The following is a 23,053-nucleotide window of genomic DNA, read 5'->3' as shown; positions in this document are numbered from 1 at the left end:
GTTGTACTGGCGGGGCAGGGCGCGGCCCCCCACGTCGGGCGATGCTGTCGGCTCGTGCGGGGAAGTCCGAGGGACGCCCTGGGTGCGTCCACCGCACCCAGGGGCGCCCTTGTCGCACGCCGAGGCCAGCGCACCGACGACGTCGTACGGCACATCCAGCACCCACAGCCCCGGAACCCTTTGTGAGAAAACCTCATTGAGGACGCTCAGGGTCGCGAATGTGCCATTCACGACCCTGGCCACGGGGAAAGAGGCGCCCGTCGCCACCCGCGTACTGAGAAACCGGACTGTGGCCATGGGGCAGGGCGGCTCTCATCGCTCGTTCGCTGCGGCTCACGTTCTGAGGTGGATGGTGTTGCGTCGTGGTGTGCGGGTGGCGTCCAGCCACGCGGGCGGCACGAATTCCGGGAGTCCGTCGCTGGCGATTCGGACTTCCCATTCGGAGTGGTGGATTACCTTGTGGTGGACGGAACATAAGAGGACGAGATTGTCCACTTTGGTCTCACCGTGATGTGCCCAGTAGGTCACGTGGTGCGGTGTACAACGGTAGGCGGGGACATCGCAGCCGGGGAAGGCGCAGCCGCCGTCGCGACGCATGAGGGCGCGGCGGATCGCCGGGGTGGCCAGGCGCTGTGCTCGGCCGACGTCGAGGGGTTCGCCGTGCGTGCCCAGGACCATGGGGATGATTTTGGCGTCGCAGGCGAGTCGTCGTGCTTCGGCTGCGGTGATCTCGCCGAGCAGATCAAGAGTGGCCTGTCCGATCCCGGTCCGTAGTTCCTTGAGCCCGACGGTGACGACAATGTGCGTGGCTTCTCCGGCCTGCGTGGGCAGGTCGGGATGTTCGGCCCACATCCGCACCAGCTCCGAGAACGCGCAGCCGCGTCGCTCCCACTGGGTTCGGGTATCGCGCCCCTCCTCTTCGGTAGCCGGACGGGGCTTCGCCAGCGGATCCAGCATCGCCTGAAGCCGGGCGGAGGTCTCGTCGTCGACGCGGGCCTTGATCTGGTGCCCGCCGTCACGGTGCGGGGCGAGGGAGAACTCGGGCTGGAAGGGTTTCGGTTCGCGGGTTTTGGGTTCCCGACCGTCCGGATCAAGCTGACTCAACAAACGTCGTCCGGCGGCACGGATTTCTCGGGGTCCGGCGGCGCGGGCGAGTTCGGCGAGGATCTTCTCGGCTTGCTCCCGCTGGTCCACCGGGGCTGTTTTGGGGAGTTTGTCGAGGACCCGGAGGATCTCGTCGATCTGGGCGGCGCCGACCGCGCCCTCGGCTGCGGCCTGCGCGGTGGCGGGTGCCGTGGGTGGCTGCTCACCGGTGGTGAGATCGTGGGTGCCGTTCAACGCGAGCGCCCGTGCTGCGCGTGCTTTCGCTTCGGCGTAGGGGATGTTCAGCGTCTCCTGCAACAGTCGCACCAGACTCCCGTACCCGGTGGTATCGCGGATCCCGCGCCGTTCCAGCTCGGCCATCACCTCGCCCTGCACGGCGGCTTCCCGACGCTGCACACACTCGGACTCCAAGAGCCGTGTCAGCAGGCAGCCGACATCGACGCGCCACCACTCGGTGCGCGTTGCGGAGATGTTGCTGTCGACTGCCACGACATCAACGATACGCCGCCCGATCGAACATGTGTGCTATCGATCGGGTGAACTTCGAAAACGCACTTTTCCTTGCTGCATAATAGTTTCCGTGTCGTTCCTGGGATTCAGGATGTCCGTTGCTTCGTGGAAGCGCGGAGACCGGCGACGTCGTGTCATCGGGATTTCATCGGTTGTGATTGGCGTCCGGACCGCGAGCAACACGACTCGAAGGTGGGAAGCACGCCAGTGTCGAAGAGAACGGTCACCTGTGCGGTGGCCGTCATGGCGGCCGCCGCGTTCACCGTGTCGACGCCGGCCGCGGCCCAGGCTGCGGACACCCATGCCGGTACCAAGGCGTTGCTGGACCGCGCGCTGCGGCACGCGCCGGGCGCGGCGGTGTTCGCCGGCAACGGTTACGACGGCAGGCGCGCCCGCGGGCTACGACTACGGGCTCGGCCTGGTGAAGCACACGCTGCCTTGCGGTGGCGACGCGTGGGGGCACCGTGGCAACGTCGTCGGCTACGCGACCTGGACGGCGGCTACGGATGACGGGCGTTACGCGACCATGGTGACCAACACCTTCAGCACCGCCGCCGGTACCAACGGCGACGACCTCCGGTTCGAGATCCTCGACGTCGCCATGTGTGGTCGCTGAACACCGCACGTCCGATGTGGCCGGGCGGGACGCTCCGTTCGCGGGCCTGACATTCCGGGGCGCTGTGTCGTCGGACCGGTGAGAAGCCGGAATGGAAGGGACGGATCGAGATGACCGCGCAGCGCGAGGAAGACGAAGCCGCGATCAGGCGGCAAATCGGGAAAATCGGCGAAGGGCTCCGGGACAAGGATCTCGAAGGCCTGGAGCAGCTCTACGCGGCGGACATCGTGTCCTTCGACGTCGAGCCGCCGCTGCAGCACGTGGGCACAGCGGCGAAACTGAAGAACTGGGTGAACGTGTTCACGTTCTTCGAGAAGGTACGTTACGAGATTCGTGATCTGAAGCTCACCGTGGACGACGAGGTGGCGTTCGGGCACGGCTTCGGTCGTCTCGGTGGCACGCTGAAGAACGGGACGGAGACGAGCGGGATGTGGGTCCGGGCCACGTTCTGCTTCCGGAAGATCGGCGGCACCTGGCTGATCGCGCACGACCAGGTTTCCGTGCCGTTCGACATCACGAGCGGCAGGGGCGTGGCCGACCTCGAGCCCTGACCCGGGCGAAACTCGCCGGGGAAACCCGAGTCGTCAGGATTCGAGCAAGGACACGCGGACCCAGTTCTCGGTTGGTTTGAGTGCCGCCAGGACAAGAGTCACCGCCGCCGGGACGACCAGCGCCGCGAGCACGATCAGGATGATCGAGCCGGCACCCGCTGTGAGGGTGTTGTCCTTGACCTGGACCAAAACGACCGCCAGCGCTGCGCCTTGGACGACCGCTGCCGCGCTGCCCATGAGAGTGAGCCAGCGTCCCGGCTTCCTCCTGCGGTACAGCTGGATCCCGCCGATCAGCAGGAACGGAGCCTGCACCGCGAATTCGCCCAGCAACAAGGGCGGGAAGCTGCCAAGGATGTGCTGTGATCCCAGGAGGACCACCATGAGCACGCAGGCGGGAATGGCCGCCAGCCCGCCGAGCGCGGCCAGCACCGCGGCGGTCACGGGCACGCCCGCACCGGACCTCGCCGAGCCCGGATGGCCGACCGGCGGCATAGGCGGGTATTCCATGTTCGTTGCTCCCCAGTTGCGTCGCGACCTTGGCGCACAACACACATCTTGGCGACGCCGATCAGCGTTACGGCCAGGGCGCGTCGAGCGCCGGATGTGACCGAACCGGTTTGACATTGCTTTAGAACATGTGTTCGACTGGCGGAGTGCGATGGGAACGACAGCGGGTGGGGGTGGAGCCGGTACTGCCAGGCTTGGAGGGCCTGGTGCGAACGGTGCGGCCACCGGAGTTCGACGGCGTCACCTTTCACGAGGTGCGGGCTCGTTCGGTACTGAACAAGGTGCCCGAGGGCTCCGGTGTCCCGTTCGGATGGACGGTCAACCCGTACCGCGGCTGCTCCCACGCCTGCACGTACTGCCTGGAGGGCGGTACCCGGATCCTGCTGGCAGACGGGCGCACGCGGGCGCTGTCCGAGCTGCGCGCCGGTGACCGGATCTACGGCACCCGCGGGCATGGCGCGGCACGCAGGCTGGTGCCCACCACCGTGCTCGCGCACTGGTCGACCGTGCGCGAGGCGTACCGGGTGACGCTGGAGGACGGCACCCGGCTCGTCGCGGGGGAGGACCATCGGTTCCTGTCCGGGCGCGGGTGGCGGTTCGTGACCGGCAGCAGGCTCGGCGTCGCGCAGCGGCCGCATCTGGCCGAGGGCACCGAACTCGTCGGCGTGGGCCGGTTCGCCGCGACACCGGACGACACGCTCGGCTACCGCGCCGGGTACCTGTGCGGGATGCTGCGCTCCGGCGGGTTCGCCGGTGAACCGGACGCGACGGCGCGCGCGGTGCGGTATCTGCCGGATTTCGGCTCCTCGGTGGGGTTTCTGCGCGTCCCGAAGACACCCGACGCGCACTGGCGGCACGGTTTCCTCGCCGGTGTCTTCGACCTCGCGGGCGGCTACCGGCGCGGCGCGCTGCGGATCACCCACGAGGAGCCGGAGATCGTCGACGCGCTGTGTGCCGCGCTGGAGGCGTCCGGCTTCGGCTACGACCGCGGCGAGCAACGGGTGAAGCTGCGCGGCGGTACCGCCGAGGTGATCCGGTTCCTGCACGCCTGCGATCCGGCGGTCGGCTGGAAGCGGTCGCTCGACGGGACGGCGATCGGCGCGAGCCGCCGCCGGGTGGTCTCGGTCGAACCGCTCGGGCTGCGGCTGCCGTTGTTCGACATCACTACGGGCACCGGCGACTTCGTGGCCGATGGAATGGTGTCCCATAACTGTTTCGCGCGGAACACCCACACGTACCTGGATTTCGACGCGGGCCGCGACTTCGACACCCAGGTCGTGGTGAAGGTCAACGCGCCGCAGGTGCTGGCCGCGCAGCTGCGGCGGCCCGGCTGGACCCGCGAGCACGTCGCGATGGGCACGAACACCGATCCGTACCAGCGGGCCGAGGGCCGCTACCGGCTGATGCCGGGCATCATCACCGCGCTCGCCCGCTCCGGAACACCGTTCTCGATCCTCACCAAGGGCACCGTGCTGACCAGGGACCTCCCGCTGCTGGAGAGCGTCGCGGCGGACGTCCCGGTGCGGCTGGCGGTGTCGATCGCGCTGCTCGACCGCGACCTGCAGCGGCGGCTCGAACCCGGTACGCCGAGCCCGGCCGCCCGGCTGGACCTGGTCGCGAAGGCGCGGGCCGCGGGGCTGCCGTGCTCGGTGATGGTGGCCCCGGTACTGCCGTGGCTGACCGACTCCGCCGAGGCGCTGGACGCGCTGTTCGGGCGGCTCGCCGACGTGGGCGCGAGCCGGGTCACCGTGCTGCCGCTGCATCTGCGGCCCGGCACCCGAGAGTGGTTCGCCCGGTGGCTGGCCAGGGAGTACCCGGCGCTGGTGCCGCGGTACAGGCAGCTGTACGCGCGCGGCAGCTACGTCACCAAGGCCTACCGCGAGCGGCTCGGCGAACGGGTCGGGCCGCTGCTGCGGCGGCACGGCCTCGACCTGCCGGAGAACCTGCCCGAGCAGCGGAGCCACCGTGTCGAACCGGCGGCCGAGGCCGTCCCGGCGAACCCGGCGGAGCAGCTCCGGCTGCTGTGAGCCGCCGGGCCTGGTGACGCCGCGCCCGGTGCGGTTCGTTAGCCTGTGCGCTTGGCGAAAACCGCCCGGAATCCCCCTGCCGAAGGAGAGCAGTCGCAGTGCTCCGCACTCACCAAGCCGGCACCCTGCGTGCCGAGCATGCTGGTCAGACCGTCACCCTCACCGGATGGGTGGCGAGGCGGCGCGATCACGGCGGCGTGATCTTCATCGATCTCCGGGACGCGAGCGGGGTCGCCCAGGTCGTCTTCCGCGAGGGCGAGATGGCCGAGCGCGCACACCAGCTGCGCTCCGAGTTCTGCGTCCGCGTCGTCGGCGAGGTCGCGACGCGGCCCGAGGGCAACGCCAACGCCGAGATCCCGACCGGCGACATCGAGGTCCTCGCGACCGAGCTGGAGGTGTTCTCCGAGGCAGCGCCGCTGCCGTTCCCGATCGACGAGCGCGTCGACGTCGGCGAGGAGGTCCGCCTCAAGCACCGCTACCTCGACCTGCGCCGCAGCGGCCCGGCGGCCGCGATGCGCCTGCGCAGCGAGGTCAGCCGGGTGGCCCGCGAGGTACTGCACGAGCAGGACTTCGTCGAGGTCGAGACCCCGACCATGACCCGCTCCACCCCCGAGGGCGCGCGCGACTTCCTGGTCCCGGCCCGGTTGCGGCCCGGCTCCTGGTACGCGCTGCCGCAGTCGCCGCAGCTGTTCAAGCAGCTGCTCATGGTCGGCGGCCTGGAGCGGTACTACCAGATCGCCCGCTGCTACCGGGACGAGGACTTCCGCGCCGACCGGCAGCCCGAGTTCACCCAGCTCGACATCGAGATGAGCTTCGTCGAGCAGGACGATGTCATCGCGCTGGGCGAGAGCGTCGTGAAGGCGCTGTGGAAGCTCATCGGCCACGAGATCCCGCTGCCGATCCCGCGCATCACCTACGCCGACGCGATGGCGAAGTACGGTTCGGACAAACCGGACCTGCGCTTCGACCTCGAACTCACCGACATGACGGAGTTCTTCGCCGACACGCCGTTCCGCGTGTTCCAGTCGCCGTATGTCGGCGCGGTCGTCATGGAGGGCGGGGCCGACCAGCCGCGCCGCCAGCTCGACGCCTGGCAGGAGTGGGCCAAGCAGCGCGGCGCGCGCGGGCTGGCGTACATCCTCGTCAACACCGACGGCACGCTCGGCGGGCCGGTCGCGAAGAACCTGTCCGAGACCGAGCGCGCCAACGTCGCCGCGGCGGCGGGCGCGAAGCCGGGCGACTGCGTCTTCTTCGGCGCGGGCAAGGCCGCCGACGTCCAGCCACTGCTGGGCGCCGCGCGGGTCGAGATCGGCAAGCGGCTCGGCCGGATCGACGAGAACGCCTGGTCGTTCGTGTGGGTGGTCGACTTCCCGATGTTCGTGCCGGTCGAGGAGATCGGCGACGACGTCGCGGTCGGCGGCGGCAAGTGGACGGCGCTGCACCACGCGTTCACCTCGCCGACGCCGGACTCGATCGGAAAGCTCGCCGACGATCCGGGAAGCGCGCTGGCCTACGCCTACGACATCGTCTGCAACGGCAACGAGATCGGCGGTGGGTCGATCCGTATCCACCAGGCCGCGCTGCAGAAGCAGGTCTTCGAGATCATGGGCCTGGGCGACGAGGAGGCGCAGGAGAAGTTCGGCTTCCTGCTCGACGCCTTCCAGTTCGGCCCGCCGCCGCACGGCGGTATCGCCTTCGGCTGGGACCGGATCGTCATGCTGCTGTCGCGTTCGGACTCGCTGCGCGACGTCATCGCGTTCCCGAAGACCGGTGGCGGGTTCGACCCGCTGACCGCCGCGCCCGCCCCGATCACCGCGCAGCAGCGCAAGGAGGCGGGTATCGACGCCAAGCCGGTGCCGCCCGCGAACTGATGCTGCACCTGAGGGTGGTGTGCCCGCCGGAACGGACCGAGGAAGCACTCACCGTCCTGCGGGCACACGCCGGGACGGCACATCTGATCGCGCATCGCGGGGTCGCGGTGAGCCCGCCGGGCGACTTGATCGAGGCAGACGTCGCCCGCGAGGCCGCCGACGAGATCGTCGACGCGCTGTGCGCGCTCGATCTCGACCACAGCGGCGGAATCACGCTGGAGGCCGTCGACACGGCGCTGTCCGACGCGGCCGACGCCGCGGAGGAAGCGGCTCCCGGCGAGGGCGCGGATGCCGTGGTGTGGCAGGAACTTCTCGGCCGCACGGGCGAGGAATCCCGCTTCAACGCGACATTCCTGGCCTTCCTCGCCATCGCGTGCCTGCTCGCCGCCGTCGGGGTGCTCACCGACTCGGCGGTCACGATCGTCGGCGCGATGGTGGTCGGCCCGGAGTTCGGGCCCCTGGCGGCGATCGCGGTCGGGCTGGTGCTGCGGCGGTGGGATCTGGTGCGCCAGGCCGGGACCGCGCTCGCGATCGGGTTCCCGGTGTCGATGGCGGTGACGTTCGGGGTGGTGCTGCTCGGCTCCGTCACCGGGCTCTTCGACGTGGACACCGTGGTGAACAACCATCAGGTCGATTTCGTCTACAAGGTCGGGCCGCTCTCGCTCGTCGTGGCGCTGCTGGCGGGCGCCGCCGGGATGCTCGCGATGACGTCGGCCAAATCCGCCGCGCTGGTGGGAGTTTTCATTTCGGTCACGACTGTGCCCGCGGCCGGTTACGCGATGGTCGCCATCGTCGCGGGAAACTGGCTGCGGTTCCTCGGATCCCTCGGTCAGCTCGTCGTGAACCTCATCGGAATCGTTGCAGCTGCGGCCATTGTGCTGATGTTGCGCCGTCGCGTGCAACGTTCCCCGTCGATGGAACGTCCGCTTTCACGCGGGTGATCCTTCTCATCCGCACCGCAGCCGCTTGTCCGGATGTCAGTGGTCATGGTTGCTCAGTCACGAGTAGGGTCGGTGACAATGACAGTCGACACCTCCTCCGCCGACGACTCCACCGTCGGAGCAGGAGCCGAACACCTCGCCGTCGCGGCGGCGGTCGCAGCCGGCGAGTCCGTTCTCGCGCGCCGGTTCGGCAGCACGATCACGCTCGTCGCCCCGGAGGATCTCGCCGGGAGCGGCCCCGCGACGGTGGTCAGAGCGCGTGTCGCTTCCTCCCCGTTTTCCTTGCCGCGCACGCTGGTCATCAAGCACTACCCGGATCCGCCCGAACCGGGCAAACCGGATCCGTACGCGCAGGAAGCCGTCAGCTACCAGTTGTTCACGGCGCTGACCGCGGGGGAGCGGATGTGCCCCGAACTGCTGGCACACGACGCGCGGGACCGGGTCCTGGTGCTGGACGACCTGGGCCGCGCCCCGACGCTGGAAGACAAGCTGAACGCCCGTGACTCCCGCGCCGCCGAGCGCGCGCTGCTGTCATGGGCGCGCTCGCTGGGCAGGCTGCACGCCGGCACCGCCGACCGCGAGGCCGATTTCAACGCGCTGCTGCGGCGGCTGGGCGGCCCGGTGAAATGCGCGGACCTCACCCTGCCGACCTGCGAGCGGGTCGCGGAACTGCTCGAGGAGAAGCTCGACGTGCCGACGCCGGACGCGGTCCGCGAACGGCTGTCGCAGGCGGCCGACCAGGCGCGTTCCCCGGCGTACCGGGCGTTCAGCCCGGTCGACCTCAGCCCGGACAACAACCTCGTCACCAGCGCCGGGGTGCGCTTCCTGGACTTCGAGCGCGGGCTCGTGCGCACGGCGCTCGTCGACGCGGCGTACCTGCGGATCCCGTTCGCGTCCTCGCCCGGTGCGCTCGCCCTGCCCGCGGGGATGAGCGAGGCGATGATCGCCGCCTGGCGCGCCGAGGTCGTCGCGGTGTGGCCCGCCTTCGCCGACGACGAGATGCTGGCCGAGCAGCTGACCACGAGCGAGATGCTGCTGGTGTGGCTCCGCACCTTCGAGATGCTGCCGACGCTGGACCTGAGCCGCCCCGCGACACCGGTGAGCCGCGAGGCCGCGCTGGTCACGTGGTGGCGTGAGCTGGCGAAACACGCCGGGTACGCGCGGCTGACGGACATCGCCGAGCACGCCACGCGTGTCGCGGCGGCGCTCGGCGCCCGGCTGGGCCCGCACTCCGACCTGGCCTACTACCCGGCGTTCCGTTAAGGCCACCTTACGGGCACCGGACGCCCGCAAGGTGGCCTTGACGGCACCGGACGCCCATAAGGTGGCCTTGACGGCATCGGGCGCACGCAACTTTCGCCGACGCGTCCTCGCCGCGTTACCCAGTCATCACCGCAGGTGAGTTTCGATGCCCGATGGTCGTCAGCGTGACCGTGATCGGCATCGAAGTCACCGAGTTCCCCGAACCCCACCAGCCGCGCCGCCCGCACCTCGTGCCGGTGGCCCGCCGCGCCGGGCGGCTCGCCGTCCTCGGCGATTCGACCGCCGTCGGCCTCGGCGATCCGCTGCCGCGCCGGGGCGGTTGGCGCGGGGTCGGCCCGCTGGTCGCCGCCGCGCTCGGCGTCGAACCGGACGGCTACCTCAACCCGTCGTTCACCGGCGCGCGGATGAGCTGCGTGCGTCGCGATCAGCTGCCCGCCACGGTCGCGCACCGGCCGGACGCCGCCCTGCTCGTGGTGGGCATGAACGACACGCTGCGCCCGGATTTCGACGCGGACGCCATCGCGGCCGACCTCACCGTCGTCCTGCGGGAGCTGGCCGCCGTCGGCACGACCGTGATCCCCGTCCGCTACCACGACCACGCGAAGGTGTTCCGGCTCCCGGCGTCGATCCGCCGCGCGCTGAGCGCCCGCGTCGCCGAACTGAACGAGGCCATCGACGCCGTCGTCGAGCGGGAGGGCGTACCGTGCCTGGACCTCGCCACGATGCCCGGCGCCTACGACCTCGCCGCGTGGAGCGTCGACCGGCTGCACCCGTCCGAGCTGGGACACCGCATGCTGGCGCAGGGATTCACCGCGCTGCTGGCCGAATCCGGGTTCGAGATCGCCGAACCGGTGAGCCTGACCTGCTCCGGCGGCGCCGACCCGAGCACCGCGGCGCACGTCGGCTGGCTGGTGTTCAAGGGCATCCCGTGGCTGTGGCGCCGCGGCGGCGAGTTCCTGCCCTACGCCGCGGCCATCATGTGGCGCTCGTTCCGTGAGCGGGCTCGCTGACGTCGCATCCCGTGGCGATTCGTGTCGGGGGTAGCGGCTAACGTCGACACCGTGGCGCAAGACGAACTCTTCACGGTGAACCCCGACCTCGGTCCGCCGCCGGAGCCGACCGAGGCGAATCCGGAGCTCACGCAGGCGGACCCGGCGAGTTCGCCGCTGGCGGTGCGGATGCGCCCGCGCTCGCTCGGCGAGGTCGTGGGCCAGCAGCACCTGCTGCGCGAGGGCGCGCCGCTGCGCAGGCTCGTCGAGGGCGCGGCGCCCGCGTCCGTGCTGCTCTACGGCCCGCCGGGCACCGGGAAGACGACGCTGGCGAACCTCGTCTCCATCGCCACCGGGCGCCGGTTCGTCGCGATGTCCGCGCTTTCGGCCGGGGTGAAGGAAGTCCGTGGCGTCATCGAGGAAGCCCGCCGCAGACGGGCCTACAACGCCGAGAACACCGTGCTGTTCATCGACGAGGTGCACCGGTTCTCCAAGACCCAGCAGGACGCCCTGCTCGGCGCGGTCGAGGATCGCACCGTCCTGCTCGTCGCGGCGACCACCGAGAACCCGTCGTTCTCCGTGGTCTCGCCGCTGCTGTCCCGCTCACTGGTGCTCCAGCTGCGCCCGCTGACCGACGACGACATCGTCGAGGTGCTCGAACGCGCGCTGGCCGACGAACGCGGTCTCGGCGGCGAGCTGACGCTGACCGAGGACGCGCGGGCGCACCTCGTCCGCCTTGCCGGGGGCGACGCGCGCCGGGCACTGACCGCGCTGGAGGCGGCGGCCGACGCGGCGGGTTCCACCGAGGGCAAGACCATCGACCTCGCCGTCGTTGAGTCCACAGTGGACAAGGCGGCGGTGCGCTACGACCGCGACGGCGATCAGCACTACGACGTCATCAGCGCCTTCATCAAGTCCATCCGCGGGTCCGATGTGGACGCCGCGCTGCATTACCTGGCCCGGATGATCGAGGCGGGGGAGGACCCGCGGTTCCTGGCGCGGCGCCTGGTGGTGCACGCCAGCGAGGACATCGGGATGGCCGACCCGACCGCGTTGCAGTCGGCGGTCGCCGCCGCGCACGCCGTCCAGTTCATCGGCATGCCCGAAGGCAGGCTCGCGCTGGCGCAGGCCACCGTGCACCTCGCGACGGCGCCGAAGTCGAACGCCGTCATCACCGGCATCGACGCGGCACTGTCCGACGTCCGCGCCGGCGGGATCGGCACCGTGCCACCACATCTGCGCGACGGGCACTACGCGGGCGCGAAGCAGCTCGGCAACGCGCAGGGCTACCGCTACCCGCACAACGTCCCGGAAGGGGTGCTGTCACAGCAGTATCCGCCGGACGAGCTGGTGGGCAAGGACTACTACCACCCGACGCAACGCGGAGCCGAACGGACACTCGCCGAACGCGTCCCGAGACTGCGCCGCACCATCCGCGGCGAACGGTGAAGGCTCCCTGGGGAAGTGCTGGACGGCGCCCGTCCGGCGACGCCCGTCGTATAACGCCCTATACGACTCGTCTGCGCCGATCGCACTGGGCTAGCCGATGGGCTTCACCCAGGTCAGGGAGTATCGGCGGAGCAGGTGCCGCCGATAGCGGACGTTGGGCAGCAGCCGCCGCGCGGTAGCCCGCACCTCCGCATAGCTCATCCGCGGGGACATCGCGGGCATCCCGTCCGGACCGTGCGCGCGGCGCAGTGCCTTGGTGATCCGCACGACCGGGGCCGCCGCGATCGTCACCGCCCAGTCCGCCGCGCTCGCCTCCCGGGCCAGGCCGACCACCACCAGCGTGCCGCCGGGGCGCAGCAGCTCGCGCATGCGGGTGAGGGCCGCTTCGTAGTCCATGTGATGGATCGTGGCCACCGAGCAGATGAAGTCGAATCCCCCGGCGGGGAGATCGGCGGCGAGGAAGTCGCCTTCGAAGAACGTGAGACGCGGGGAGCCGCCGGCGAGTTCACGGGCGCGCGCGATCATCTCCGGCGAGGCGTCGATACCGGTGACGTGCCGCGCCGGACCGGCCAGCTTGCGGGCGAGCAGACCGTCTCCGCAGCCGACGTCCAGCGCCTCGGCGCATCCCTCGGGAACAGTGCGGAGGATGCCGGGGTGCCGGGCGACGTTGGTGTTCCAATAGGGCTTCAGCTCGGCCTGGCGCATCGGATCATGGTAGGGACACCGATCCGTTCTTTCGGCGTGGTCCTCATGGGGCACTGAGATCGGCGTCACTCGCGTCATGGCCGCGTCGCATGGGACGGTGGGACCACCCCGACGAGGTGGGAGGTGCCCCGTGACCCAGCCGTGGCGTGACGTTGCCACGAAGCTCGCCGACGTCCTGGCCGCCGACGCCGCCGAGCGCGACCAGGCCGGCGGCGAGCCCGTGCGCGAGGTCGAGCTGCTGCGGGAGTCGGGGCTGCTCACGCTGCTGGACTCCGGGGGATGGGCGGCGGCCAACGAGGTCACCCGGATCGTGGCCGCGGCCGACGCGTCGGCCGGGCATCTGCTCGGCTACCACTACCTGCAGCTGTGGCGCGCCGGATTGTTCGGGACGCCGGTGTCGAGCCGGCCGGACTGGTTCTGGGCCGGGGTCAGCAACCCTCTCGACGCCGCCCTCCGCCTGACCCCATGCGGCGACGGCTTCACGCTCGAAGGGGCCAAGACGTTCGCGACCGGGGCGTCGGTCGCCGATCGGCTGGTGGTGAGCGGGACCCGTGCCGACACCGCCGAGAAGCTCACCTTCGTCGTCGACACCCGCGCCCGCGGCGTGACGTTCGCCGGTGACTGGGACAACATCGGGCAGCGGCTGACCGCGAGCGGCGGCGTGCGGTTCGCGGGCACGCGCGTCGACGCCGGCGATGTGCTCGGCGTCCAGCCGGAGAACCCCGCCGATCCCCGCTGTCCGCGGATCTCCTTGGCGGCGCTGGGTTTCCAGCTCATGCTCGCCCAGGTCTACGTCGGCACGGCGCTCGGCGCCCTCGACACCGCCGCCGCGTACACCCGCGACCGAAGCCGTGCCTGGATACTGTCCGATGTGGACTCCGCGGACGCGGATCCGTACGTGCTGGCAGGCTACGGCGAGCTGGTGGCCATGGCGCGCGCGGCCGGATTCGCGGTCGACGCCGCGGTGACGGCGCTCGGCCAGGCCGACGAGCGCGGCTGGGACCTCACGCACGAAGAGCGAGCGGAGGCCGCGATCGCGATTTCCGGCGCCAAGGTCGTGGCCGGCCGGATCGCGGTCGAAGCGACGTCGAAGATCTTCGAGTTCACCGGCGCCCGCGCCACCGCGACGAAGTACGGGCTCGACCGGTTCTGGCGCAACGCGCGCACGCTGACCCTGCACGACCCCGTGGCCTACAAGGCCCGCGAGGTCGGTGACCATTTTCTGCGTGGTACGCGGCCCACGCTGTCCGGGTACAGCTGATGTCCCTTCCCGTACTCGCCGACAGCGTCCGGCTGGCCGACGACGGCGTGCACATCCTGGACCGACGCCGTTTTCCGATCGAGCGGGAGTGGGTGCGCTGTGCCACCGCGGAAGACGTCGCCGTGGCCATCGAGGACATGGTCACGCAGTCGTCCGGCCCGTACTTCGCCGCGCTCGGCGCGATGGTGCTCGCCGCGCGCGAGGCGTCCACACTCGAGCCCGCGCCGGCACGTGCCTATCTCGGACGTGCCGCTGATCGTGTTGTCAGTACCCGGAAAACCAACAACCACCTCCGCAAGGCCGTCTGCTTCGTACTGTCCTCAGTGGACACCGCAGGCTCGGTGTCGGGTGCCGAACTGATCGCGGCGGCCGAGTCGGGTGCCCGGCTCGGCGACGAGCGATACCGCGCGCGCAGCCGCGCACTCGGGACGTACACCGCGGAGCTCCTGCCCGCCGGGGCGACCGTGCTCACGCACTGCTGGGCCGATCTGTACCTGGTCGAGCTGGTCCTCGCCGCGCGGCGAGCGGGCAAGGAGCCGGCGTTCGTCTGCACGGAAACGCGCCCGTACCTGCAGGGCACGCGCTTGACCGCGGAAACGCTGGCGGGGCTGGACGTGGCCACGACCGTCATCACCGACGGCATGGGCGCGGCGACACTGGCTTCGGGGGAGATCACCGCGCTCGTCACGGCCGCGGACCGGGTCACGATGGACGGCCACGTGGTCAACAAGATCGGCACCCTCGGCCTCGCCGTCGCGGCGCACACGTTCGGCGTCCCGTTCCACGCCATGGTGCAGGCGCCGGACCAGGCCGCGCCGACCGGTTCGGACGTCCCGATCGAGTACCGCGACGGCGAAGAGGTGCTGAGTGTGCTGGGCCATCGGGTCGCGAGCGAACGCGTCCGTGGCCGCTATCCCGCTTTCGACGTCACTCCACCGCGGTTCGTCACCACGGTGGTGACCGACCGGGGCGCGTTCGCCCCGGGACGGCTCGGCGAGTACTACGCAGAAGGGGAACCCAACCAGTGACCACCACCCTGACCGCCCGGTGGGCCGTGCTCGACATCGAGGGCACGATGACGCCCACGAGCCAGGTGCATGCCGTGCTCTACGACTACGCGCGGCCACGGCTCGGCCCGTGGATCGAGGAGCACCCGGGCGATCCCGAGGTCACCGCCGCCGTGACGCAGACGCGGCATCTCGGCGGGCTCCCGGAGTCGGCGTCCACCGCCGAGGTCGTCGCGGTGCTGCACGGCTGGATGGACGAGGACCGCAAGGCCGCTCCGCTCAAGACGTTGCAGGGCCTGATCTGGCAGCGGGGTTACGCCGCGGGCGAACTGACCACCGAGTTCTTCGCCGATGTCGCGCCCGCGCTGCGTGCCTGGCACGGCGCGGGAGTGCGGCTGGCGGTGTTCTCCTCCGGCTCGGTCGCCGGGCAGATCGCGTCGTTCTCCCGGACCACCGACGGCGACGTCACCGGGCTGTTCGAGGCGCACTTCGACACCGTCAACGCCGGGCCGAAGCGGGAGAAGTCCTCGTACCGGGCGATCACCTCCGCGCTCGGCGCCGAATCCGCCGACGTGGCGTTCTTCTCCGACGTCCCGGCCGAACTGGACGCCGCGGCGGCCGACGGCTGGCAGACCGTGGGCCTCGCGCGGGACGGCGAGCCATACGGCGACGCGGATTTCGGCGCCCATCGGACGGTCCGGTCCTTTGCCGGGGTGGGGCTGGTGCCGCTGTGACAGCGTTGGAGGCGGCCGGACGCGCGCTCGCCGCCGAGTCGGCGCGGTACGCCGCGATGGGCTGGATGCGGGGTACCTCCGGCAACCTGTCGGTGGTACTGGGCCGTGATCCGCTCCGCCTGGCGGTCACCGTGAGCGGGCGCGACAAGGGCGAGCTGTCGATGGACGACGTCGTCCTGGTCGACGAGCGCGGCGAGGCCGTCGCCGATCAGCCCTTCCCGGAGAAGACGCCGTCGGCCGAGGCCGGACTGCATGCCCGCATCGCCGCCGTGTCCGGCGCGGGCGCCGTCGTGCACGTCCACGCGCTCGCGCCGGTGGTGGCCGCGGAGCGCTGGCCGGACGGCGTGCCACTGCGGGACCTCGAGATGCTCAAGGGCTTCGGGCGGTCCGCGCACGACGACCTGGTGACCGTGCCGGTGATCGCGAACGGTCAGAACATGTGCGCGCTGGGTGACGCGTTCGAGGCGGGCTTCGCGGCCGACACCCCGGCGCTGATCGTCGCGCGGCACGGCGTCTACGTCTGGGGCGCCGATCTGACGCAGGCGAGGCACCGGCTGGAATGTCTCGAGTGGTTGCTCCGGTTCACCGTGGAGACGACACTCGATGCTGGTGGAAGGGGAGTGCGATGACCTTGCTGACGGTGTGGCCGGACGACCGGCCCGAGCAGGTCCGGCTGCGGACCGAGGACACCGAGACGATCGTCGCCGAGCTCAAGCGCCTCGGCGTGCGGTTCGAACGCTGGGAGGTTGTCGCGGACCTGCCGAGGGAGGCGACGCAGGAAGAGGTGCTCGCCGCCTACCGCGCGCGCATCGACCGCGTCATCGAGTCCGAGGGTTACCAGGTCGTCGACGCCATGCGGATGACCCCCTCGAACGACCCCGCCTGGGCGGACGAAGCCGCCGCCGCGCGCCGGAAGTTTCTCGCCGAACACACCCACGACGACGATGAAGACCGCTTTTTCGCGCGCGGCTCCGGCGTGTTCTACCTACACGTCGACGGACAGGTGTACGCGATCCTGTGCGAGGCGGGCGACCTGCTGAGCGTCCCGGCGAACACCACGCACTGGTTCGACATGGGCACGCGCCCGGACTACATCTCGATCCGCTTCTTCCACGACGACGGCGGCTGGGTCGGCAATTTCACCGGCGCGACGCTGGCGGACGATTTCCCCGACTTCGACACTCTGACCGCTTCACGTAGCTGATTTCGCGAAGCTTTCTTAACCCGGTCGTGGACTTGTCGCCCGGCTGCTCCCGTAGCAATGTACGTGCCATAACGACGTAGGTCCGCACGGGGAACGGGGAATACCGATGCCGGGTTTCCGGAGGTGGGGTGCGGTTCTCGCTGCCGTGATCCTCGTGGCCACGGCGACGGTACCCGCCTCGGCGGATCCCGCGATCGTCGGCGGACGTCCGGCGGCACCCGACCAGTTCCCCTACCAGCTGAGCCTCTGGGGCGACGGAGCGTTCCAATGTGGAGCGTCGCTTGTGGACAGGGACATCGTGCTCACCGCGGCGCACTGCGTGGTGCGGTACAACGGTGACGCGAGCCGGGTGGTGATCCGCCACGGCAGCAACCGGCTCGACGGCGGCACCCCGGTCGCGGTCAAGAAAATCGTGGCGCACAAACAGTTCAACCCCGACTCGTACTTCAACGACATCGCGCTGCTGAAGCTCGCGTCCGCGATGACCTACGACGCGCACACCCGGCCGGTCACCCTGGCCCCGGCGAACCAGGTCGTGCGCGTGGGCGAGACGCTGACTCTTTCCGGCTGGGGAAAGACGAGCTATCCCGGGGACAACCCGAACGACCTGCAGACCATCGGCTTGAAGGCGCTCGACCTCCAGACCTGCGCGACACGGCTCTCGTCGAAGGGGCCGGTCAGCACCGCCAGCCTCTGCACGACGAGCCCGGAAGGCCAGGGCGCCTGCAAGGGCGACTCCGGCGGCCCGCTCGTGACCGCTGCCGGGACCCAGGTGGGTATCGTTTCCTGGGGTGTCCACTGTGCACTGGGCTATCCCGACGTGTTCACCAGCGTAGGCTCCTTCAGCGACTGGATCCGCGCGAAGCGGCTTGAGCTGGGCACGACCTGCGTGCCCACCGCGCCGATCTTCGCGGTCAACGACGACGTGCTGCTCTACGGGCACCCGGCGGCCACCGACGGCGGCCCGATGGCCCCGGACCGGACCGTCATCGGCAACGGCGGCTGGGCGGCCTTCACCCGGGTCGTCGCCGGGCCCGACGGCGTGCTCTACGGCGTCCGCGCCAACGGCGACGTCTATCGCTACCGATGGACCGGCACCGGCTGGTCCGACGACTCGCGCAAGCTCGTCGCCACCGGCTGGACGGGCTTCGACACCGATGCCACGCGTAACCGCATCACGGTCGACGCCAGCGGCGATTTCTATCTTGTGGCCCCCGATGGCAAGCTGAGCCGCCGGAGCTATCAGCCTGCTTTGGGGACGTGGTCCAGCGAAACGATCGGCGCCGGCTGGAACGCCTACGACCTGATTACCGGCGCGGGCAAGGGTGTGCTGTACGCGCGTACCCCCGGTGGCCTGCTTTACCGCTTCGCCTACGACACCGCGACCAAACGCTGGACCCAGACCGAAAAGCTCGTGGGCAACGGCGGCTGGAACACCTTCCGCCGGATTTCCTCGGCGGGCGGCGACGTCCTCTACGCCGTAACCGGCAACGGCGACCTGCGCTGGTACCGGTATCTGCCCTACAGCGATACGTGGGACGACGGTCCTGTCACCATCGGCAACGGTGGGTGGCAGCAGTTCACCGACGTCGAAATCCAGCGCAACGCCTGCACCCTGCCGACCTGATCGCCGCTACTTCGGGCGTCACAGTTCTCGAAGGAATCTGTTGGTCAGGACCAGATTGTCGAGGCAGGAGAGCAGATCCTCGCCGACTTCGCCGAACGCGTCGTCGAAGCCGCCGAACCAGTGTCCGTTCTCCCCGAGCAGCAACATGAGGTACCCCCTGTTGGCAGCCCCCACGGGCACGAGGGTGGTACCCGCACGGGCCGAATAGTCGGCAACCCACCCCGAGGCGGCTTGCGCGCAGATTACGGCCGCGGAAAACCAGGCGTCGTCGGGGGAACCGTCGCGTTCCCAGGTCAGGACGAGCCCCGAGTACTCGCGCAGGAAGTCGATCGCCGCGGGAAAGACCATGTGCCCTTCCTCCCACAGGGCGCGCAGGTCTTCCCCGATCGACACGTCCCGGCCAGGTTTCCAGCCACCCCGCCTGAGCAACTCGATCGCGGGCCGTTCGTTCATCGTGCGTCTATCGGAAGATGTGTTGCCGGATAGAGCAGGATCTCCGCGAGCGTCCACGGGTCGGTCACAGTGTCAAGCTTGTCGAATTCCGATTTCTCGATGTCTATGGTGAAGACCACCAGGCCTGTCTCCGTCGTGCTCACTCCTGCATAGCATCGCCAGCAGCTATGCGGCTGACTCACGGTGCCCTCAGGGCAGATAGCAATCAGTACGACGGACTCGATCTCCTCGCCGCGCGTTGCAATCCAGGTCGATCGCCCAACGGCGCTGTATCCGAGCGTCACAGCCCGATTGCCGAGTTGGATAAGTCTATCCGATGTTACTCTTTTAACGACGTTCGGGACCGGGGCGCCGAGAAGTCCGAGGCGAGGCTCGTCAGCTGTGGAACTTGACATCGTAGATCTCCGATAATATATGGATTCTTGCTGATTACCAGTTTACTACAAATATTCGGAGATCTTCTGTGATGGCCGGATGCTCCGGGCTCCCTGCCCTTCTTAGTAGCTCGGCGACGCGGTGGTTCCCGTTGAGGAGAGTGGTTCTCTTCGAGGAGACGCCGACGCAGCCACCGCCGATCGGGTTTCGGACCGCGTTGAGTAGCTGTTCATCTGTCATTCTAGCGACTTGGGCCAGCTGATCCTGGGTGGGTGGGTTGCCCTCCAGCAGTCCGCGAAGATCACCTGGTAGACCACGTCGGTGCCAGGGAACGCGCCCGGATAGGTGATCGCACTGCCCTCGGCCCGCGGTTCCAGCGCCCGTGGCGCACCGGCGATGCCGAGCCGGATTTCCCGCTCGCCGTGGGCGAAGCCGACGAGATTCTCCGTCGTGGTACCGAAAGAGCTCCGAAAAGTGTTGTGCTCGTTGCCGAAGGCGTAACCCTGGCGAGCCGGAGTCTTCGCGATCCGCGTGTCGATGTCCTGCCAGTGTCCGGCGGCGTCGCGGTAGTGCAATGGTATCTGCGAAACCTGCAGCTGCGTCCGCCCGTCCGACAGCGGGAACGCCTTGGTCATGAGTGTGCGGTGCTCGACCTTCTCGGCCAGCCGCTTGGGCTCGGCCGCCACCTGCCCCACCGGCGCGATTTCGTGGCGGGGCACCACATCCGCCGGTCCCGGCGGTGATGGCGGAACACTGCGGTGGGTATGAGCCGCCGGGCTCGAGGCGGCGGACCGCTGCGGCATCGCGGCCGCGATCGGGCCGGTACCGAAAACGGTGCCGGCCACTACGATAATCGTAAGAGCGCACGACAAAAACGCGCGTTTGGTCGGCATATTTCGCATCCCCCTGCAAAATTGCGCCCGAGTCCGCTGAGTATGCGAGTGGCCGGTGGCAGCACCAGCCTTCCCCTCTGGGCGGCGAACACCACAATCGACGCTACAACCGGCTTCACGAGGCCTCAATAGCCCGTATGGTCCAGCTTGGACATTCGCCGGGGAATGAGCTTCTTTGCCGCCGTCCGGCGGTATGGACCACTGGGGCGGCATTCGCTACATTCGAGTCACTCAGTCATGCGATCGCATGGTTCCACGGATGGGGAGACCGGGATGAGGACTGTTTCGTGCGCGAAAACAATGGTGCTGGCCGTAGCGGTGGGCGCGGTTTTACTGGCGGTGGCACCGAGTGCGGACGCGAGACCGCGCACCGGTTCGTTGGGACTTCCCGCCTACTCCGACATGGTCGCCGACCAGGCGAATCACCACGTGTTCGTGAGTGGTGGGAAGACCGGCAATGGCGTCGTCGTCACCGACTTCCACGGCTGGGTACGCAAAACCATCGACAGTCAGTTCGGCGCGTCCGGGATGACGCTCTCGGCCGACGGCCGCACCCTGTACGTCGCGCTCGCGTCCGGGGACGCGATCTCCGCCATCGACACCACCACGCTCGCCGAGACCGCCCGCTATCCCACTGGAGCCCAGAGCTGCCCGGCTCATCTCGCCCGCACCGGGACCGTGGTGTGGTTCGGTTACGGCTGCGAGGAATCGTGGAACGGTGGCATCGGCAAACTCGACACCGCCGCTACCCCGCCCACCGTCACCCTCGACCTGCAGGGCGCCAACGTCCACTTCCACCACGCACCACTGCTCGCGTCGCGGACCGGAGACGCCGGACCGCTCGTGGCCGGCCAAGCGGAGCTCAGCCAATCCGCGGTGTACGTCTACGCCGTCACCGGCGGGAAACTCGACGCCCGCGCGTCCGGCGCCGTCGTCGGCAGCGACCTGACCGACCTCGCCCTCTCCCCGGACGGTAAGACCATCTACACCGCTTCGGGATCTCGCGACGCAGTGGAAGCCTTCAACAGCACCGATCTCACCCGCGCCGGGGCGTACCACACCGGCCAGTACCCGAACGCCGTGGCGACTTCGCCGGACGGCAGGTACATCGCGGGCGGCGTGCGCAATCCGCGCGACGACGTCTACGTGTACGAGACCGGTGGCGCCGTTCCACTGTCCACACTGGACGCTACGAGTGACGGAGTGCTCGCGCCCCGGGGTCTGGCGTGGAGTACCGACAACGAGCGGTTGTTCGCGATCACTCGGCCCGCCAACGGATCGGCGCCCACTTTGCGGGTGCTGGACTCTCCGGCCGGCCGATAAACCGTCAGGGGCCGAGCATTCCCGTCGCGATCGTGTCCACCACCCGCGGAACCGTGCGGGCGCGGAACGCGGTGGCCGGGGCGCCGTGGACGAGTTCCTGCGCGGTGGTTCCTTCGTGCAGCGCGGTGATCAGCAGGGCGAGGTCGCGCGCGTCGCCGGGGGCGAGGCCGGGCAGCAGCGAGGTGAGCAGGTCCGCCATCGCGGTGGTGAGCCGGTCCTCGTGCGGGGCGAGTTCAGCGGCGAGTTCGGGGTTGCGGGCCGCGTGGAGGGTGAACTCCATCGACACGAGAAACCATTGCCGGTCGTCGCGGCGGTGGGCGGCGAAGTACTCCAGGATACGCCCGACGGGGTGGGCACCGGCATCGGTGATGTCGCGGGCGGCGCGTTCGAGGTCGTCGAGGATGCGGTCGGTTTCGGTGTCGTACAGCGCCAGGAACAAGTGTTCCTTGCTGGAATAGTTGGAATAGAACGCGCCGCGGGTCAGGCCGGCGTGGCCGCAGATGTCGCTGATCGAGGTGGCGTGGTAGCCGCGCTCGATGAACAGTGCCCGCGCGCTGCGCATCAAGGCGGCCACGGTCCGCGGGCGGGTCTTCGTCGGCGACTTCGGCATCGGATCCCTTGTCAGGCAGGGTTGGGGTAGTCGTCGTAGAACCCGGCGCCGCTCTTCACGCCGAGGCGGCCGCGGGCGATGTAGTCACGCAGCAGCACGCGGGGTCCTTCGGGGTACTCGGGGTGTTCGGCCGCGTAATGTTCCTCGATGTCGAGCACGACGTCCAGTCCGACCTGGTCCATCATCCGGAACGGGCCGCCGCGCGAGCCGGTGTTGACGCCGAACATGCCGTCGACGTCCTGCGGAGTGGCGACGCCCTCGGCGACCACTTCGAGGCATTCGCGTTTGATAGCCGCCCACACCCGGTTGAAGATGAACCCGGTGCTCTCCTTGCGTGCCTCGAACGGGAAAACCCCGAACTCGGGCAGCGTCGTCAGCACGAAGTCGAGCACGTCCCGGTCGGTCTGGCCGCAGGACATCACGTCGACCGCGTTCTGCGTCGGCGGCATGTAGAAGTGGATGTTGAGCACGCGTTCCGGGTGGTCGACGTGGTCGAGGAACAGGCGGCTCGCGTAGGACGACGAGTTGCTCGCCAGGATCGCGTCCGCGTCGGCGATCTTGTCCAGCTCGCCGAAGATCCGCTTCTTCAGGTCGAGCCGCTCCGGGATCGCCTCGACGACCAGCCAGGCACCTTCGACGGCTTCGGCGAGGTCACCGCTGGCGATCACCTTGCCGGGCGTGCCGTTCTCGATCCTGCCCGCGATCTCGGCGACGTTTTGCTCCACATAGGACACCGCGGCTTCACGCTGCGGCTGGGCGAGGTCGTGGATCCGCACGGTGCCACCGCGGGTGGCGAACATCAGCGCGATCCGGCGGCCGAGGGTTCCGGCGCCGATCACGGCCACCGGCCGGGACGCGTAGCCGGACGGGACGGCGAAGCTCATGGCACTCAACTCCTTCATCAGGGCTCTCAAACAAGTACACCTTGTATTCGATACACATCGTACGCGTTTGAATGACCAGGTCAACGCGCTGAACCGCAGGAGTGACGGAGGAGACTCGAGCGGTTAAGGTGGTCTGTCGATCAACGCGA

At 69.4% G+C, this 23,053-nt stretch carries 23 protein-coding genes; 15 read left to right on the top strand and 8 right to left on the bottom strand.

The genetic code is table 11. From position 1 onward, the window contains the following. Positions 1-333: 333 nt before the first annotated feature. Positions 334-1,593 (bottom strand): DUF222 domain-containing protein, encoded by a 1,260-nt coding sequence (locus tag ACFWY9_RS07015; protein ID WP_378338377.1) that lies wholly within the window; start codon positions 1,591-1,593, stop codon positions 334-336. Positions 1,594-1,821: 228 nt separating this feature from the next. Here ACFWY9_RS07015 and ACFWY9_RS07010 point away from each other — a divergent pair, with 228 nt between their 5' ends. Together ACFWY9_RS07010 and ACFWY9_RS07005 are read left to right on the top strand one after the other, a co-directional pair. Beyond that, positions 1,822-2,124: a hypothetical protein gene (locus ACFWY9_RS07010; protein WP_378338376.1), complete on the top strand. Its 303-nt coding sequence runs from the start codon at positions 1,822-1,824 to the stop codon at positions 2,122-2,124. A gap of 216 nt (positions 2,125-2,340) precedes the next feature. Beyond that, the gene (locus ACFWY9_RS07005) at positions 2,341-2,781 is read left to right on the top strand and encodes a YybH family protein (RefSeq protein WP_378338375.1); all 441 of its coding nucleotides are present in this window, start codon (positions 2,341-2,343) and stop codon (positions 2,779-2,781) included. Positions 2,782-2,814: 33 nt separating this feature from the next. On the opposite strand, the gene ACFWY9_RS07000 is transcribed toward ACFWY9_RS07005, so the two are convergent. Then, positions 2,815-3,288 (bottom strand): hypothetical protein, encoded by a 474-nt coding sequence (locus ACFWY9_RS07000; RefSeq protein WP_378338374.1) that lies wholly within the window; start codon positions 3,286-3,288, stop codon positions 2,815-2,817. Positions 3,289-3,416: 128 nt separating this feature from the next. Between ACFWY9_RS07000 and ACFWY9_RS06995 the strand changes: the two genes are divergently transcribed. From ACFWY9_RS06995 to ACFWY9_RS06970, 6 genes are all read left to right on the top strand, one after another. Further along, on the top strand, positions 3,417-5,315 hold the full coding sequence (locus ACFWY9_RS06995; RefSeq protein WP_378338373.1) for an intein-containing Rv2578c family radical SAM protein: 1,899 nt from the start codon (positions 3,417-3,419) through the stop codon (positions 5,313-5,315). A gap of 98 nt (positions 5,316-5,413) precedes the next feature. Then, positions 5,414-7,186: an aspartate--tRNA ligase gene (gene aspS, locus ACFWY9_RS06990; protein WP_378338372.1), complete on the top strand. Its 1,773-nt coding sequence runs from the start codon at positions 5,414-5,416 to the stop codon at positions 7,184-7,186. Further along, positions 7,186-8,127 (top strand): DUF389 domain-containing protein, encoded by a 942-nt coding sequence (locus ACFWY9_RS06985; RefSeq protein ID WP_378328543.1) that lies wholly within the window; start codon positions 7,186-7,188, stop codon positions 8,125-8,127. The genes aspS and ACFWY9_RS06985 overlap by 1 nt, the downstream gene beginning before the upstream one ends. Before the next feature lie 78 nt (positions 8,128-8,205). Next, complete coding sequence (locus ACFWY9_RS06980) at positions 8,206-9,390, top strand: phosphotransferase (protein WP_378328542.1); 1,185 nt, start codon at positions 8,206-8,208, stop codon at positions 9,388-9,390. 152 nt (positions 9,391-9,542) lie between these two features. Further along, positions 9,543-10,400: an SGNH/GDSL hydrolase family protein gene (locus tag ACFWY9_RS06975; protein WP_378328541.1), complete on the top strand. Its 858-nt coding sequence runs from the start codon at positions 9,543-9,545 to the stop codon at positions 10,398-10,400. Between the two features lie 51 nt (positions 10,401-10,451). After that, positions 10,452-11,828 (top strand): replication-associated recombination protein A, encoded by a 1,377-nt coding sequence (locus ACFWY9_RS06970; protein ID WP_378328540.1) that lies wholly within the window; start codon positions 10,452-10,454, stop codon positions 11,826-11,828. 90 nt (positions 11,829-11,918) lie between these two features. Here ACFWY9_RS06970 and ACFWY9_RS06965 read toward each other — a convergent pair whose 3' ends face one another. Next, positions 11,919-12,533 carry a class I SAM-dependent methyltransferase gene (locus ACFWY9_RS06965; protein ID WP_378338371.1) on the bottom strand — a complete coding sequence of 205 codons (615 nt, stop codon included), beginning with the start codon at positions 12,531-12,533 and terminating at the stop codon, positions 11,919-11,921. A 130-nt stretch (positions 12,534-12,663) separates the two neighbouring features. Here ACFWY9_RS06965 and ACFWY9_RS06960 point away from each other — a divergent pair, with 130 nt between their 5' ends. From ACFWY9_RS06960 to ACFWY9_RS06935, 6 genes are all read left to right on the top strand, one after another. Next, on the top strand, positions 12,664-13,794 hold the full coding sequence (locus tag ACFWY9_RS06960; protein ID WP_378338370.1) for an acyl-CoA dehydrogenase family protein: 1,131 nt from the start codon (positions 12,664-12,666) through the stop codon (positions 13,792-13,794). After that, entirely contained in the window at positions 13,794-14,822 is a 1,029-nt protein-coding gene (locus tag ACFWY9_RS06955) for a methylthioribose-1-phosphate isomerase (RefSeq protein WP_378338369.1), read from the top strand. Before ACFWY9_RS06960 ends, ACFWY9_RS06955 begins: the two co-directional genes overlap by 1 nt. Then, complete coding sequence (gene mtnC, locus ACFWY9_RS06950; protein WP_378338368.1) at positions 14,819-15,535, top strand: acireductone synthase; 717 nt, start codon at positions 14,819-14,821, stop codon at positions 15,533-15,535. Before ACFWY9_RS06955 ends, mtnC begins: the two co-directional genes overlap by 4 nt. Then, positions 15,532-16,164 (top strand): methylthioribulose 1-phosphate dehydratase, encoded by a 633-nt coding sequence (gene mtnB, locus ACFWY9_RS06945; RefSeq protein WP_378338367.1) that lies wholly within the window; start codon positions 15,532-15,534, stop codon positions 16,162-16,164. The genes mtnC and mtnB overlap by 4 nt, the downstream gene beginning before the upstream one ends. Further along, positions 16,161-16,739: an acireductone dioxygenase gene (locus tag ACFWY9_RS06940; RefSeq protein WP_378338366.1), complete on the top strand. Its 579-nt coding sequence runs from the start codon at positions 16,161-16,163 to the stop codon at positions 16,737-16,739. The genes mtnB and ACFWY9_RS06940 overlap by 4 nt, the downstream gene beginning before the upstream one ends. Before the next feature lie 154 nt (positions 16,740-16,893). After that, the gene (locus ACFWY9_RS06935) at positions 16,894-18,366 is read left to right on the top strand and encodes a trypsin-like serine protease (RefSeq protein ID WP_378338365.1); all 1,473 of its coding nucleotides are present in this window, start codon (positions 16,894-16,896) and stop codon (positions 18,364-18,366) included. 18 nt (positions 18,367-18,384) lie between these two features. On the opposite strand, the gene ACFWY9_RS06930 is transcribed toward ACFWY9_RS06935, so the two are convergent. The 3 genes from ACFWY9_RS06930 to ACFWY9_RS06920 all read right to left on the bottom strand — a co-directional run bounded on the left by ACFWY9_RS06930 (position 18,385) and on the right by ACFWY9_RS06920 (position 20,039). Beyond that, entirely contained in the window at positions 18,385-18,819 is a 435-nt protein-coding gene (locus ACFWY9_RS06930) for an SUKH-3 domain-containing protein (RefSeq protein WP_378328532.1), read from the bottom strand. Continuing rightward, positions 18,816-18,962, bottom strand: a complete 147-nt coding sequence (locus tag ACFWY9_RS06925; protein ID WP_378328531.1) for a hypothetical protein — start codon at positions 18,960-18,962, stop codon at positions 18,816-18,818. The genes ACFWY9_RS06930 and ACFWY9_RS06925 overlap by 4 nt, the downstream gene beginning before the upstream one ends. Before the next feature lie 468 nt (positions 18,963-19,430). Next, complete coding sequence (locus tag ACFWY9_RS06920; RefSeq protein WP_378338364.1) at positions 19,431-20,039, bottom strand: hypothetical protein; 609 nt, start codon at positions 20,037-20,039, stop codon at positions 19,431-19,433. Between the two features lie 321 nt (positions 20,040-20,360). Between ACFWY9_RS06920 and ACFWY9_RS06915 the strand changes: the two genes are divergently transcribed. Further along, the gene (locus ACFWY9_RS06915) at positions 20,361-21,410 is read left to right on the top strand and encodes a YncE family protein (protein WP_378338363.1); all 1,050 of its coding nucleotides are present in this window, start codon (positions 20,361-20,363) and stop codon (positions 21,408-21,410) included. A gap of 4 nt (positions 21,411-21,414) precedes the next feature. Here the strand turns inward: ACFWY9_RS06915 and ACFWY9_RS06910 are convergent, their stop codons facing one another. Next, positions 21,415-22,020, bottom strand: coding sequence for a TetR/AcrR family transcriptional regulator (locus ACFWY9_RS06910; RefSeq protein WP_378328528.1), 606 nt, complete (start codon positions 22,018-22,020; stop codon positions 21,415-21,417). A gap of 11 nt (positions 22,021-22,031) precedes the next feature. Continuing rightward, a complete protein-coding gene (locus tag ACFWY9_RS06905; protein ID WP_378338362.1) occupies positions 22,032-22,904 on the bottom strand; it encodes a 3-hydroxyacyl-CoA dehydrogenase family protein in 873 nt (290 codons plus the stop codon). Between the last annotated feature and the right edge of the window lie 149 nt (positions 22,905-23,053).

It is taken from the genome of Amycolatopsis sp. NPDC059027 (assembly GCF_042739735.1).
Classification (GTDB): Bacteria; Actinomycetota; Actinomycetes; order Mycobacteriales; family Pseudonocardiaceae; genus Amycolatopsis.
This window is presented reverse-complemented; position numbering and strand designations above follow the sequence as displayed.